At 72.8% G+C, this 13,448-nt stretch carries 14 protein-coding genes; 7 read left to right on the forward strand and 7 right to left on the reverse strand.

Annotation, left to right across the window (positions count from 1 at the left end; translation table 11 throughout):
* From ACWGDE_RS26865 to ACWGDE_RS26880, 4 genes are all read right to left on the reverse strand, one after another.
* A partial coding sequence (locus tag ACWGDE_RS26865) for a DEAD/DEAH box helicase (RefSeq protein WP_453391606.1) occupies positions 1-1,450 on the reverse strand: 1,450 nt, incomplete at its 3' end.
* A 117-nt stretch (positions 1,451-1,567) separates the two neighbouring features.
* Positions 1,568-1,771 (reverse strand): cold-shock protein, encoded by a 204-nt coding sequence (locus tag ACWGDE_RS26870; RefSeq protein WP_112447913.1) that lies wholly within the window; start codon positions 1,769-1,771, stop codon positions 1,568-1,570.
* Between the two features lie 127 nt (positions 1,772-1,898).
* Positions 1,899-3,104 carry a sensor histidine kinase gene (locus tag ACWGDE_RS26875; RefSeq protein WP_453391607.1) on the reverse strand — a complete coding sequence of 402 codons (1,206 nt, stop codon included), beginning with the start codon at positions 3,102-3,104 and terminating at the stop codon, positions 1,899-1,901.
* A 117-nt stretch (positions 3,105-3,221) separates the two neighbouring features.
* Positions 3,222-4,331: a transglycosylase family protein gene (locus ACWGDE_RS26880; RefSeq protein ID WP_453391608.1), complete on the reverse strand. Its 1,110-nt coding sequence runs from the start codon at positions 4,329-4,331 to the stop codon at positions 3,222-3,224.
* Positions 4,332-4,569: 238 nt separating this feature from the next.
* On the opposite strand from ACWGDE_RS26880, the gene ACWGDE_RS26885 reads away from it, so the two are divergent.
* Genes ACWGDE_RS26885 through ACWGDE_RS26895 form a run of 3 tightly spaced genes read left to right on the forward strand, consistent with a single transcriptional unit; the run spans position 4,570 to position 6,481 of the window.
* Complete coding sequence (locus ACWGDE_RS26885; protein WP_453391609.1) at positions 4,570-5,223, forward strand: response regulator; 654 nt, start codon at positions 4,570-4,572, stop codon at positions 5,221-5,223.
* 52 nt (positions 5,224-5,275) lie between these two features.
* Positions 5,276-6,058, forward strand: coding sequence for a class I SAM-dependent methyltransferase (locus ACWGDE_RS26890; protein ID WP_453391610.1), 783 nt, complete (start codon positions 5,276-5,278; stop codon positions 6,056-6,058).
* 54 nt (positions 6,059-6,112) lie between these two features.
* On the forward strand, positions 6,113-6,481 hold the full coding sequence (locus ACWGDE_RS26895; RefSeq protein WP_453391611.1) for a YrdB family protein: 369 nt from the start codon (positions 6,113-6,115) through the stop codon (positions 6,479-6,481).
* On the opposite strand, the gene ACWGDE_RS26900 is transcribed toward ACWGDE_RS26895, so the two are convergent.
* The 3 genes from ACWGDE_RS26900 to ACWGDE_RS26910 are packed head-to-tail and all read right to left on the reverse strand — an operon-like array spanning position 6,466 to position 9,430.
* Positions 6,466-7,443 carry an acyl-CoA dehydrogenase family protein gene (locus ACWGDE_RS26900; protein ID WP_453391612.1) on the reverse strand — a complete coding sequence of 326 codons (978 nt, stop codon included), beginning with the start codon at positions 7,441-7,443 and terminating at the stop codon, positions 6,466-6,468. The two genes, ACWGDE_RS26895 and ACWGDE_RS26900, sit on opposite strands and share 16 nt — an antisense overlap.
* On the reverse strand, positions 7,443-8,588 hold the full coding sequence (locus ACWGDE_RS26905) for an acyl-CoA dehydrogenase family protein (RefSeq protein ID WP_453391613.1): 1,146 nt from the start codon (positions 8,586-8,588) through the stop codon (positions 7,443-7,445). The genes ACWGDE_RS26900 and ACWGDE_RS26905 overlap by 1 nt, the downstream gene beginning before the upstream one ends.
* Positions 8,588-9,430 (reverse strand): enoyl-CoA hydratase, encoded by an 843-nt coding sequence (locus ACWGDE_RS26910; RefSeq protein ID WP_453391614.1) that lies wholly within the window; start codon positions 9,428-9,430, stop codon positions 8,588-8,590. Before ACWGDE_RS26910 ends, ACWGDE_RS26905 begins: the two co-directional genes overlap by 1 nt.
* 46 nt (positions 9,431-9,476) lie before the next feature.
* Between ACWGDE_RS26910 and ACWGDE_RS26915 the strand changes: the two genes are divergently transcribed.
* The 4 genes from ACWGDE_RS26915 to ACWGDE_RS26930 are packed head-to-tail and all read left to right on the forward strand — an operon-like array spanning position 9,477 to position 13,269.
* The gene (locus ACWGDE_RS26915; RefSeq protein ID WP_453391615.1) at positions 9,477-10,625 is read left to right on the forward strand and encodes an acyl-CoA dehydrogenase family protein; all 1,149 of its coding nucleotides are present in this window, start codon (positions 9,477-9,479) and stop codon (positions 10,623-10,625) included.
* On the forward strand, positions 10,622-11,419 hold the full coding sequence (locus tag ACWGDE_RS26920; RefSeq protein ID WP_453391616.1) for an SDR family oxidoreductase: 798 nt from the start codon (positions 10,622-10,624) through the stop codon (positions 11,417-11,419). The genes ACWGDE_RS26915 and ACWGDE_RS26920 overlap by 4 nt, the downstream gene beginning before the upstream one ends.
* A 31-nt stretch (positions 11,420-11,450) precedes the next feature.
* A complete protein-coding gene (locus tag ACWGDE_RS26925; protein ID WP_453391617.1) occupies positions 11,451-12,086 on the forward strand; it encodes a TetR/AcrR family transcriptional regulator in 636 nt (211 codons plus the stop codon).
* A gap of 25 nt (positions 12,087-12,111) precedes the next feature.
* Positions 12,112-13,269: an acetyl-CoA C-acetyltransferase gene (locus ACWGDE_RS26930; RefSeq protein WP_453391618.1), complete on the forward strand. Its 1,158-nt coding sequence runs from the start codon at positions 12,112-12,114 to the stop codon at positions 13,267-13,269.
* The last annotated feature ends 179 nt before the right edge of the window (positions 13,270-13,448 follow it).

Below are 13,448 nucleotides of genomic sequence, written 5' to 3' on the forward strand. Positions count from 1 at the left end.
TGCCGGAACCCGTACGGGGACCGCCCGAGCGGCGGCGAGCGCCACCGCCGGAGCCGCCGCCGGCCTGGCCGGCGGAACGCTGGCGCGGCGGGGTGGCCTGCGGCACGTCCAGGACGACCGGGATGCCCGAGGGCTCCTTGGCGCCGGTGAGGCGGGCCAGCTCCTCGTCGGAGGACTTGATCTGGGCGGTGCGCGGGGAGATCCCGGCGTCCGACATCAGACGGGTCATGTCGCGCTTCTGGTCCGGCAGGACCAGGGTGACGACGCTGCCGGACTCGCCCGCGCGGGCGGTACGGCCGCCGCGGTGCAGGTAGTCCTTGTGGTCGGTCGGCGGGTCCACGTTGACGACGAGGTCGAGGTCGTCGATGTGGATGCCTCGCGCGGCCACGTTGGTGGCGACCAGCGCGGTGACCTCACCCGTCTTGAACCAGTCGAGGGTCCGGTTGCGCTGCGGCTGCGAGCGGCCGCCGTGCAGGCCGGAGGCGCGGACGCCGTCGGCGAGGAGCTTCTTGACCATGCGGTCGACCCCGCGCTTGGTGTCGACGAACATGATCACCCGGCCGTCGCGAGCGGCTATGCGCGTGGCCACGGCCTTCTTGTCGGTCTCGTCCATGACGTACAGGACGTGGTGCTCCATCGTGCTGACCGCGCCGGCGGACGGGTCGACGGAGAAGGCGACCGGGTCGTGCAGGAACATCTTGACGAGCTTGTCGATGTTCTTGTCGAGGGTCGCCGAGAACAGCATGGTCTGGCCCTCGGGCTGGACCTGCTTGAGCAGGGCGGTGACCTGCGGCATGAAGCCCATGTCGGTCATCTGGTCGGCCTCGTCGAGGACCGTGATGGAGACCTGCGAGAGGTCGGCGTCACCGCGGTCGATGAGGTCCTTCAGGCGGCCGGGGGTGGCGACGAGCACCTCGGAGCCGCGGCGCAGGGCGCCGGACTGCCGGTTGATCGACATGCCGCCGACGACGGTCGCGATGCGCAGGTTGACGGCCGTGGCGTACGGGGCCAGGGCGTCGGTGACCTGCTGCGCGAGCTCGCGGGTCGGTACGAGGACCAGCGCGAGCGGCTGCTTCGGCTGGGCGCGGCGGCCGGCGGTACGGGCGAGCAGCGCCAGGCCGAAGGCCAGCGTCTTGCCGGAGCCGGTGCGGCCGCGGCCGAGGAGGTCACGGCCGGCCAGGGAGTTCGGCAGGGTCGCGGCCTGGATCGGGAACGGCTCGGTGACGCCCTGGGCGGCGAGGGTCTTCAGCAGCGCCTCGGGCATGTCCATGTCGCCGAACGAGTCCACCGGCGGCAGGGCCGGGGTCAGCGGTTCGGGCATGGTGAATTCTTGGGGCCTGGCTACGGGGGCGGACTTCTGCCGTCCCGCGCCAGCCTTCGGACGTCCCTGGGCCGCACCTCGACCCCGGGTGGGGCGGCGGCTGGGTCGTGCGGAGCTGGAGCTGGTCATGCGAGAAAGCCCTCCTGAAACCGGCAGTATCTGAAAACTGATGCTCCAACCGCTTTGAAACCCCACACACGCCGGGGCCCGCACATTCCGGGTGGGGGCCCCGGCGTGCTGACTGCCTTAGGCGGGGAGGATGTTCTCCGCCTGGGGGCCCTTCTGGCCCTGGGTCACGTCGAAGGACACGCGCTGGCCCTCGTTGAGCTCACGGAAGCCCTGGGTGGCGATGTTCGAGTAGTGGGCGAAGACGTCCGGGCCGCCACCGTCCTGCTCGATGAAGCCGAAGCCCTTTTCCGAGTTGAACCACTTCACGGTGCCAAGTGCCATTTTTGAATCTCCTGAATAGGCGGCAAAGGGCCCCATCCGGAGATTCCGGCAAAACAATAAAAGCGCCTGTCGGAGCATTCCCGTCAGGCGCACATAAAGTTCATGGGTACCACAACTGCAACGAGCTCTAAGCTAGCACACGTCGGTCGGGCAGTGTCGCGGCGAGCATGTGACCTCCGTCCTGGGTGGGTCCGGAGCGCAGTCGGCCGCCCACCTCCGCCAGGGCCGCCCGGAGCCCCGGAATGCCCATGCCGCCTGAGTCGAGGACGATCCGTTCCCCCTCCGGGGCGGTGTTCACCACGTCGAGGCGGACCTCCCCGTCCTCGGTGTACAGATTCATCCGAACGGCGGAGCCGGGGGCGTACTTCGCCGCGTTGGTGAGCCCTTCGCGGGCGATCCGCAGCAGGAGCCTGCCGTCGGCCGCCGGGAAGGCGCCGAGGCCGGGCTGGGTCCGGTGGGTTATCTCCATGCCGGTGGCCCGCATGTTCCGGGCCAGGGAGCCCAGGAAACGGCCGACGTCCACGGGAGAGGTGTACGCGCGGCTGCCCGCGGGGTCGGTCAGCATGTCCAGCGCCTCCCGGACCTCGGTCATCGCGGCCCGGGCGGATTCCTCCACGGCCTCGGCGCCCTCCCGTACGCGGGGGTCGGCTCCGGCGTCCAGGCGCAGGGCGGCGGCCTGCATCGTCAGGGCGGTGAGGCGGTGGCCCAGACCGTCGTGGGTGAGCTGGGCCAAACGGGTGCGTTCCTGTACGACGGCCAGGTCGGCCGCCTGGTCCACGGCGGCGTGGGCCTGGCGGGCCCGCTCGCGCAGCACGGCCATGACGCCGCGGTTGCGGCGCACGGTCTCCCCGTACAGGGCGGGCACCAGGATGGAGCCGAGGACGAAGGAGGCGGGGTCGCGCCCGGCGTAGCCGAGCGGAAGGAAGAGGTCACGGGTGGCGACGTAGGCGACGGCCATCAGGAGGACCCCGCCCCAGCGGTGGGCGCGGCCGTACGCGGCCAGGGCGTAGGCGGCGAAGACGAGGGGACCGCGGTCGTCGGAGACGACGGTGGCGGCGGTGGCCACCAGGGCCGGGAGCCAGGGCCGGGAGCGGCGCCAGAGCAGGGAGGCGGCGGCGAGCCATCCGGCGGCCAGGCTCGTGGGGTAGTCGCTGACGAGGCCGAAGCGGTGGATGTCCTGGAGGTTCAGGGTGGTGAGGAGCCCGCAGACGAGCGCGAGCCAGAGGTCGGTGCGCCGGGCCCGCACGGGGTCGGGGGCGCCGGCGCTCTCGCCGGTCAGGACGCGCAGCCCGCGTTCCAGGAGCTGTCCGACGCGACCGGGCACGGCCTGCATGACCCCACCACCCCCCATAGGTGAACTAAATGCGCGAAGCGCATGAAAGCGTCCCCCCAGGTTGCCCGCCTTCCGCCGAAGGGGCATCCCGGGGGGACGCGTCACAGGGGCCGTGCGTCAGAGGGAGACGCCGAGGCCGTTCAGCCAGGTGACCGGGTTGATGTCGGCGCCGTAGCTGTTGCTGGAGCGGACCTCGAAGTGGAGGTGCGGACCGGTGGAGTTGCCCGTGTTGCCGGACCGGCCGATCCGCTCGCCGGCGGAGACGCGCTCGCCCGCGGAGGCGGTCGCGGAGGAGAGGTGGGCGGAGAGGGTGTAGCGGCCGTCGTCGTGCTTGATGACGACGGCGTTGCCGTAGGCGCCCTGCCAGCCGGAGGAGACCACGGTGCCGGCGGCCGCGGCCTTGACCGGGGTTCCGGTGGACACCGCGAAGTCGATGCCGGTGTGGTGGCCGGCGGCCCAGCCGCCCGACTGGTGGTAGCGCGCGGAGATCGAGGCGCCGGAGACGGGCAGGACGCCCTTGGCGCTGCTGCTGCTCCTGGAGGAGCCGGCGGACTTCGAGGAGTTCGAGGACTTCGGCGCGGCCGGGGTGGAGCGGCCGGAGTCGGAGGCCGCGCCGGAGCCGGAACCGTACGAGAGGCGCTGGCCCGGGATGATCATGTCCGGGTTGGAGCCGATGACGGAGCGGTTGTCGGAGTAGAGCTTCTGCCAGTCGACGCCGACCCGGGAGCCGATGGTGCCGAGGGTGTCGCCGCTGACGACGGTGTAGGTCTTCGCGCCCTGGCCCGACGTGGGGGCGGCCGGGGCGGAGGGGGTCTTGGCCCTCTTCTCGGCGGTGGAGGTGCCGGCGGACTTGGCGGGGGCCTCGGGGGCCGGGCCGCCGCGCTGCAGGCCGGCGAGCTTTCCGCAGGAGGGCCAGGCGCCGGGGCCCTGACCGGCGAGGACCTTCTCGGCGACGGCTATCTGCTGTGCCTTGGTGGCCTGGTTGGCCTGTGGGGCGTACTGGCGGCCGCCGAACTCCGCCCAGGTGCCGGCGGAGAACTGGAGGCCGCCGTAGTAGCCGTTGCCGGTGTTGATGCTCCAGTTGCCGGTGGACTCGCACTGGGCGACCTTGTCCCACGTGCCGACCGACGCGGCGGACGCGGGCTGTGCCACGAGGCCCACGGCGGCGGGGGCGGCGATGCCGGCGACAACGAGACCGGCGAGGGTGCGGGCGGTGGGGAAAGACATGCGGAGTTCCTGACTTCGGGGACATGTGCCGAGTCCGTAGCGGCCGGTGGAGCGGGTGGATCGGCGCCGCGGTCGGGCTCGGTAACCACCGTCCGGGAGGGCGGGGGGTCGCCGAAGTCCCCGAAAGAGGACAAGCGGGGCAGCAAAAGGGGACTGGGGAGGGAGGGTTACGGGGACTTAGGTCCAGATATGCCGGTAATGTCCGGCATAAGACGGGGATTCAGGGGAGGTGCGTCACATGGCGATCCGGGTGATGGTGGTCGACGACCAGAGCCTCATACGGTCGGGGCTGGTGACCCTGCTGGCGAGCGCGCCCGACATCGAGGTGGTCGCGGAGGCCGCCGACGGCGCCGAGGCCGTGCCGCTGGCGCGCACGCACCGGCCGGACGTGGTGCTGATGGACCTGGTCATGCCGAAGGTCGACGGCCTGGAGGCGACCTTGCAGGTGCTGCGGCTGCCGGACCCGCCGCGCGTCCTGGTCCTCACCGGCTACACCGCCGACGACCTGGTCCTGGACGCGCTGCGCGCGGGGGCGGCCGGGTTCCTGCTGAAGGACCTGCGCCCCGAGGAGCTCTTCGCGGGCATCCGCACCGTCGCGGCGGGTGGCAGCGCGCTGGCCCCCGAGGTGATGCGGGTCCTGCTGGAGCGGGCGGACACGCGCACCGGTGCCCCCGACCACGCCGAGCAGCTCTCCACCCTCTCCCCCGGCGAACGCGACGTCCTCGCGCTGGTCGGCGAGGGCCGCACCAACCAGCAGATAGCGGAGGCGCTGCACCTGTCCCCGGCGAGCGTGAAGACGTACGTCTCGCGCATCCTGACCCAGCTGGACCTCTCGAACCGCACCCAGGCCGCGATCCTCGCCTACGAGGCGGGCCTGGTCCGCGCCGCGTAGCGGCCGCCCCGAGGGGCTGGTCCGCACGACCGTGATCGAAAAGAATGGCGTCATGACGACGACTCCCCGCTCGCGGGCGCGGTCCTTCGACGGCGCCGCCGCCCTCTACGGGCAGTACCGGCCCGGCTATCCCGAGGCGCTGTACGACGCGGTCGAGGAGCTGGCCGGGCGCCGCTTCGCGGGGGCGCGGGTGGCCGACGTGGGGGCGGGCACCGGGATCGGGACGGCGCCGATGCGCGCCCGGGGGGCCGAGGTGGTGGCCGTGGAGCCCGGGGACGGGATGGCCGCCGAGTTCCGGCGCGGACATCCGGACATCCCGATCGTGCGCGGGGACGGGGACCGGCTGCCGCTGGCGAGCTCCGCGTTCGACTTCGTGACGTACGCCCAGGCCTGGCACTGGACCGATCCCGTCCGGTCCGCACCCGAGGCCCGCCGGGTGCTGAAGCCCGGCGGCGCGCTCGCGATCTGGTGGAACGACCTGGACGAGTCGGCCGGCTGGGTCGCCGCGCAGAGCGAGCGGATCCGTACGTTCTTCGAGGCCGGCGGGCTGGCGGGCGGGGCCGGCGCGGTGGGCGGGAACACCGCGTCCCTGGGCTTCCGCAACCTCCCGCGCCACCTCGGCTCGGGCTTCACGACGCGGTCCGTGCCCTGGTCCCGCCGGATCCCGCTGGACGCGCACCTGGCGAACCTCGCCAGCCACTCCGCGTTCCTGATGCTGGGCGAGGCCGGCACCCGGGAGTTCCTCGACGCCGAGCGGGCGCGGCTGGAGCCGGTCTTCCCGGACGGGGTGGTCGAGGAGCCCTACACGGTGAACGTCAGCGTGGCCGTCCTGTGAGACGGCGCGGTACGGAGTAGCCCCTTCCGCCCCGGGCGCAGGAGGCTGGCCGGCATGTCATCCTCTCCGCTGCCTCCCGCCGTCCGCGCGTTCTTCCTCGCCAACGAGGGCCTCGCCTTCCTCCTGGAGCTCCTGGCCCTCGGCCTGCTGGCCTGGTGGGGCTTCACCCGTGACATCGGGCGGGTGGGGTCCGTCGCCCTGGCGGTGGCCGCGCCGGGCGCCGCGGCCGTGCTCTGGGGGCTGTTCGCCGCGCCGAAGGCCCGTTTCGCCGTCCCCCTCGCGGCTCAGCTCGGGGTCAAGGCCGTGGTGTTCGGCGCCGCCGCCCTCGCGCTCCTCGCGCTCGGGCAGCGACTGCCGTCCCTCTGGTTCACCGTGGTCGTCGTGGTGAACACCGCTCTGGCCACGTACTACCGCAACCGCTGAAGCACCGCCGCCCGGCACTGGGCCGGGGTGCCCCAGGCGTCGCGCAGGGGGCGGGCCTTGCGCAGCCACAGGGAGAGGTCCAGTTCCTCGGTGTAGCCGACGGCGCCGTGCAGCTGGAGCGCGGTCATGGCCGCCGCGTACGCCGCTTCGCCCGTGGTCAGCTTGGCCGCCGCGATCTCCTCGGGGGCCAGCGACAGCGCGGCCGCCCACAGCAGCGGCCGGGCGAACTCCAGGCCGAGCAGGGTGTCGGCCAGCCGGTGCTTGACCGCCTGGAAGCCGCCGATCGCGGTGCCGAACTGGGTGCGCTGCTTTGCGTACTCCACCGTGCGCGCGAGCAGTGCCTCGCCGGTTCCCAGGCACTGGGCCGCGGTCAGCAGCCGCGCCCAGTGCCCGGCGGCCTCGGCCGCCGCCGTGACGGCCGGGCCGGCCGCGAGGAGCTCGCCGCCCTCTTCGGGCAGGGCGAGGCGCCGGGCGGGGTCGGTGGAGGTCCGCGCCGGTCCGGCGGTGGCCAGGCGCAGCTCCTCGGAGCGCGACACCGTGAAGAGGTGGGTCGCCGCGTCCGCGTCCAGGGCGTACGGTCCGCCGCCCGGCAGGGTCAGCGTGGCCGAGGTCTCCCCCGCCGCCAGGCCGGGCAGGAATCGCTTGGCGAGCGCCTCGTCGCCGAGCCGGGACAGGAGTACGGCGGCGGCCGCCGTCTCCACGGCCGGGCCCGGCATCCCGGCCCGGCCCAGCTCGACGAAGCCGAGGGAGAGTTCCAGCGGGAGCGGGCCCACGCCCTCGTACGCCTCGTCCACGGCGAGCGCGAACAGGCCGGTGTCGGCGAGGCGGGTCCACAGGGCCCGGCCGGGGGCGTGGTCGCCGGCGCCCCAGGCCCGTACCGCCGCCGGTACGTCCGAGGCGCCGAGCAGGCCGTGCAGGCTGCGGGCGAAGTCCGACTGTTCTTCGGTCGGCAGGAAGCGCATCAGCGGCGGCCCTTCGGGAGGCCGAGCAGCCGCTCGGCGATGATGTCGCGCTGGATCTCGTTGGTCCCCGCGTAGATGGGGCCGGCGAGCGAGAAGATCCACGGTTCGGCCCAGGCGCCGTCCGCGAGCTCGGCGTCCGGGCCGAGCAGGTCCAGGGCCGTCTCGTGCAGGGCCATGTCGTACTGGGACCAGAACACCTTGTTCAGGCTGGACTCGGCGCCGATGGTCTCGCCCGCGGCGAAGCGGGAGGCGTTGGCCCAGGTGAACAGCTGGTAGGCGCGGGCGCCGACCACGGCGTCGGCGACCCGGCCCGCGAGCGCGGTGTCCGCCGGGTCGCCTTCGCCGCGCCACAGCTCCACGAGGCGGTCGGCGGCGGCGAGGAAACGGCCCGGGGCGCGCAGGGTGAGCCCGCGCTCGTTGCCGGTGGTCGACATGGCGATCCGCCAGCCCTGGCCGGGTTCGCCGATCACGTCCGCGTCGGGCACGAAGACCTCGTCGAGGAAGAGCTCCGCGAAGGCGGGCTTGCCGTCGAGCCGGCCGATGGGCCGCACGGTGACCCCGGGGGCGCGCAGGTCGAACATCAGGTACGTGAGTCCCTGGTGCGGTTTCGGGGCGTCCGGGTCGGTGCGGAAGATGCCGAAGGCTCGGTCGGCGAAGGCGGCCCGGGAGGACCAGGTCTTCTGCCCGGACAGCAGCCAGCCGCCTTCGGTGCGCACGGCCCTGGACTTGAGGGAGGCGAGGTCGGAGCCGGATTCGGGCTCGGACCAGGCCTGGGCCCAGATGGTCTCGCCGCTCGCCATGGAGGGCAGGACGCGGGCGCGCTGCTCGTCCGTCGCGTGGTCGAAGAGGGTGGGGGCGAGGAGGTTGATGCCGTTCTGGGAGACCCGGCCGGGGGCGCCGGCGGCCCAGTACTCCTCCTCGAAGACCAGCCAGTGCTCGATGTCGACGCCGCGGCCGCCGTACTCCTCGGGCCAGGAGACCACCGACCAGCGGTCCGCGTGCAGGAGCGCCTCCCATTCCCGGTGCGCGGCGAAGCCCTCCTCGGTCTCCAGGGAGGGCAGGGGGGTGGCGGGCACGTGGGCGGCCAGCCAGTCGCGCGCCTCGGCGCGGAAGGCCTCCACGGCCGCCGAATGGTTCAGGTCCATCAGCTGTTCGCCTCCTTCATGGCCGCTATGTTCATGCCGCCGAGCGAGTCCGCCGCCGTCTCGGCGTTGTGGGAGTGCGCCAGGTGGTGCAGGCCGAAGACGGAGTCCATGCCGGCGTGCATGCCCTGGAGGTCCTCGGCCTGGTTGACCGCCCGTTTGGTGAGGGCGAGTCCGAAGGCGGGCATCTCGGCGATCCGCAGGGCGAGGCGCTGGGTCTCCCCGGCCAGGTCGGCGCGGGCGACGACGCGGTTGATCATGCCGATCTCGTAGGCGCGCCGGGCGGGCATCCGGTCGCCGGTGTACAGGAACTCCTTGGCGATGCGCGGGGGCATCGCCCACGGGTGCGCGAAGTATTCGACGCCCGGGATGCCCATGCGGACGACGGGGTCGGCGAAGAAGGCGTCCTCGCTGGCCACGATGAGGTCGCAGACCCAGGCGAGCATGAGCCCGCCGGCCACGCACGCGCCGTGGACGGAGGCGATGACGGGCTTGGGCAGCTCGCGCCAGCGCCGGCACATGCCGAGGTAGACCTCGGATTCGCGGGCGAAGCGGGATTCGGCGCCGGAGCGCTGCGAGTGGTCCCACCACAGGCCGGCCCGGCGTTCGAAGGGCAGGTGCGCGTCGCGGCCGGGGGTGCCGATGTCGTGGCCCGCCGAGAAGTGCTCGCCGGCCCCGGCCAGGACGACGGCCTTGACCTCGGGATCGTCGGCGGCCCGGTAGAAGGCCTCGTCGAGGGCGTAGGTCATCGCGCTGTTCTGGGCGTTGCGGTAGCGGGGACGGTTCATGGTCACGTGGGCGACGGGGCCGCGGCGCTCGTAGAGCACGGGGGGTTCATCGGGCATCCCTGCATCCTTCCCTAACAAGTGTTTGGTAGGTTAACGTACGGCCATGAGCAGCGTCGAGGAGTTCCGCACCGAGGTTCGGAGTTGGCTACGGGCCCACCTCACCGGTGAGTTCGCGGCCCTCAGGGGCCGGGGCGGACCGGGCCGCGAGCACGAGGCCTTCGCCGAACGCCTCGCCTGGGAACGGCACATGGCGGCCCACGGCTGGACCTGCGTCGGCTGGCCCGTCGAGCACGGCGGCCGCGGCGCGAGCATCGAGCAGCAGATCGCCTTCCACGAGGAGTACGCCCTCGCCGACGCGCCCGCGCGCGTCAACCACATCGGGGAGCAGCTCCTCGGCCCCACCCTCATCGCCCACGGCACCGAGGAGCAGAAGCGGCGCTTCCTGCCGCCCATCCGGGCCGTCGAGGAACTGTGGTGCCAGGGCTACAGCGAACCCGGCGCCGGCTCCGACCTCGCGGGCGTGCGCACCCGGGCCGCCCTGGTGGACGGGGCGTGGGTGGTGGACGGCCAGAAGATCTGGACCTCCCTCGCGCACGAGGCCCAGTGGTGCTTCGTCCTCGCCCGCACCACGCCCGGCTCCCGGCGCCACGACGGACTGTCCTACCTCCTCGTCCCGATGGACCAGGAGGGCGTGGAGGTCCGGCCGATCACCCAGCTGACGGGCACCTGCGAGTTCAACGAGGTCTTCTTCGACGGGGCCCGCACCGACGCCTCCCACATCGTCGGCGCGCCCGGCGGTGGCTGGGCCGTCGCCATGGCCACCCTCGGCTTCGAGCGCGGCGTCTCCACCCTCGGCCAGCAGGTCGGCTTCCGCCGCGAACTGGAGAACCTGGCCGAACTGGCCCGCCGCAACGGGGCGATGGCCGACCCCCTGATCCGCGACCGGCTCGTCCGGGCCTGGATCGGGCTGGAGACCATGCGCGCCGGCGCCCTGCGGCCCGGCAGCGCCCCCTCGGCCGCCAAGCTGTACTGGGCCCGCTGGCACCGGGACCTCGGCGAGCTCGCCATGGACGTGTGCGGCGCCGCCTCGCTCGTCGCAGCGGGCTCGCACGGGGACCCGTACGACCTCGACGACTGGCAGCGGCTCTTCCTCTTCTCCCGCTCCGACACCATCTACGCGGGCTCCGACGAGATCCAGCGCACCATCGTCGCCGAGCGCATCCTCGGCCTTCCCAAGGAGGTACGGGCATGAACGCACCCGGGAACGCACCGCGGTACGTGTCCGGTCACGGGCTGCTGGCGGGCCGTACGGCCGTCGTCACCGCGGCCGCCGGAGCCGGCATCGGCGGGGCCGTCGCCCGCCGGTTCCTCGAGGAGGGCGCCCGCGTCCTCATCAGCGACGCCCACGCCCGGCGGCTCAAGGAGAGCGAGGACGCGCTGGCCGCGGAGTTCGGCGCGGACCGCGTCACCTCCCTGCCCTGCGACGTCACCGACGAGGAGCAGGTACGGGCCCTGTTCGCGCTCGCCGAATCGGTCCACGGCGGCCTCGACGTCGTCGTCAACAACGCGGGCCTCGGCGGGACGGCGAACCTCGTCGACATGACCGACGAGCAGTGGTCCCGGGTCCTCGACGTGACGCTGAACGGCACCTTCCGCTGCACCCGCGCCGCCCTGCGCTCCTTCCGGGCCGCCGGCACGGGAGGCGGGGTCATCGTCAACAACGCCTCCGTCGTCGGCTGGCGCGCCCAGACCGGGCAGGCCCACTACGCCGCCGCCAAGGCCGGGGTGATGGCGCTGACCCGCTGCGCGGCGCTGGAGGCGGCCGAGTTCGGCGTACGGATCAACGCGGTCGCCCCGAGCCTGGCCATGCACCCGCACCTGGTGAAGGTCACCAGCGAGGAACTGCTCGCCGAACTCACCTCCCGGGAGGCCTTCGGGCGGTACGCCGAGCCGTGGGAGGTCGCCAACGTCATCGTCTTCCTGGCCAGCGGCTACTCGTCGTACATGACGGGCGAGACCGTGTCGGTCAGCAGTCAGCACGCGTAGTCCGGCGCCGGCGTATGACCAGAATGGGCGCGTGCCAACGAACAAGCCGATCGCATCGACGGCCAAGAAGAAGCCCCAGGTGACGGCGTCGCCCGAACGCCGCCGCGAACTCCTCGACATCGCCGCCGAGGTCTTCGCCGCGCAGGGCTACAACGCCACCACCGTCCGCAAGATCGCCGACGCCGCCGGCATGCTCGCCGGCAGCCTCTACTACCACTTCGATTCCAAGGAATCGATGCTCGACGAGATCCTCTCCGCCTTCCTGACCGAGCTGTGGGAGGGGTACGACACCGTCCTCGCCGCCGGTCTCGGCCCCAGGGAGACCATCGAGGCCCTCGTCACCGAATCGTTCCGGGAGATCGACCGGCACCGCGCCGCCGTCGCGATCTACCAGAAGGAATCCCGGCACCTGTCGGCCCAGCCCCGCTTCCACTACCTCTCCGACTCGCAGGTCAAGTTCGAGAAGGCCTGGCTCGGGACGCTGGAACGCGGGGTCGCCGCCGAGGTCTTCCGCGCCGACCTGGACATCCGCCTCACCTACCGCTTCGTGCGCGACACGGTGTGGGTGGCGGCGTCCTGGTACCGGCCGGGCGGCCAGCACAGCCCCGAGGAGATCGCCCGCCAGTACCTGTCGATGGTCCTGGACGGGATCGCCACCCGTACGTAACCCCGCATATTCCTGAGGAGTTCCGATGCCCGAGGCCTACATAGTCGAAGCGGTACGCACCCCCGTGGGACGGCGCAAGGGGGGCCTGTCCGAGGTCCACCCGGCCGACCTGGGGGCGCACGTCCTCAAGGCCCTCGTCGAACGGTCCGGGGTCGACCCGGCGGCCGTGGAGGACGTGGTGTTCGGCTGCCTCGACACGGTGGGGCCGCAGGCGGGAGACATCGCGCGGACGGCCTGGCTCGCGGCCGGGCTGCCCGAGGAGGTCCCGGGCGTCACCATCGACCGCCAGTGCGGATCCTCGCAGCAGGCGGTGCACTTCGCGGCCCAGGGCGTCATGTCCGGAACCCAGGACCTGGTGGTCGCGGGCGGCACCCAGAACATGTCGATGATCCCCATCGCCTTCGCCTCCCGGCAGGCGGCGGACCCGCTCGGCTTCACCGAGGGCCCCTACCTGGGGTCGGCGGGCTGGCGGGCCCGGTACGGGGACTCCCCGATCAACCAGTTCTACGGAGCCCAGCTGATCGCCGAGAAGTGGGGCATCTCCCGGGAGGACATGGAGCGCTTCGCCCTGCGCTCCCACGAGCGGGCGCTGCGGGCCATCGACGAGGGCCGCTTCGAGCGGGAGATCGTCCCGTACGGCGACGTGGCGGTCGACGAGGGCCCCCGACGGGACACCACCCTGGAGAAGATGGCGGGCCTGAAGCCGGTCATGGAGGGCGGCACGATCACCGCGGCGGTCTCCTCCCAGGTCTCGGACGGCGCGGCGGCGATGCTGCTGGCCTCCGAGCGGGCGGTCCGCGAGTACGGGCTGCGCCCGCGCGCCCGCATCCACCACCTGTCGGTCCGCGGCGAGGACCCGATCCGCATGCTGTCGGCGCCGATCCCGGCGACGGCGTACGCCCTGAAGAAGACGGGCATGTCGCTGTCGGACATCGACCTGGTGGAGATCAACGAGGCCTTCGCCCCCGTGGCCCTGGCCTGGCTGAAGGAGACCGGCGCGGACCCGGAGCGGGTCAACGTCAACGGCGGCGCGATCGCCCTGGGCCACCCGCTCGGCGCGACGGGCGTCAAGCTCATGACCACCCTCCTGCACGAACTGGAGCGCACGGGCGGCCGCTTCGGCCTCCAGACCATGTGCGAGGGCGGCGGCCAGGCGAACGTCACCATCATCGAACGCCTCTGACGTGTCCGGCCCCGCCGGGGCTGGTCGCGGTGCCGCGCCGTGGCCCGTCTGCGACGCGGCCGCACGGGGCCCAGCCCCCGGACCCCCGCGCCTCAAACGCCGGCGGGGCTGGATTTCCAGCCCCACGGCGTGCAGGTGCGGTCCGACGTCGGCCAAAATCAGCCCCGCCGGCGTTTGAG

Source organism: Streptomyces sp. NPDC054956 (assembly GCF_053609185.1).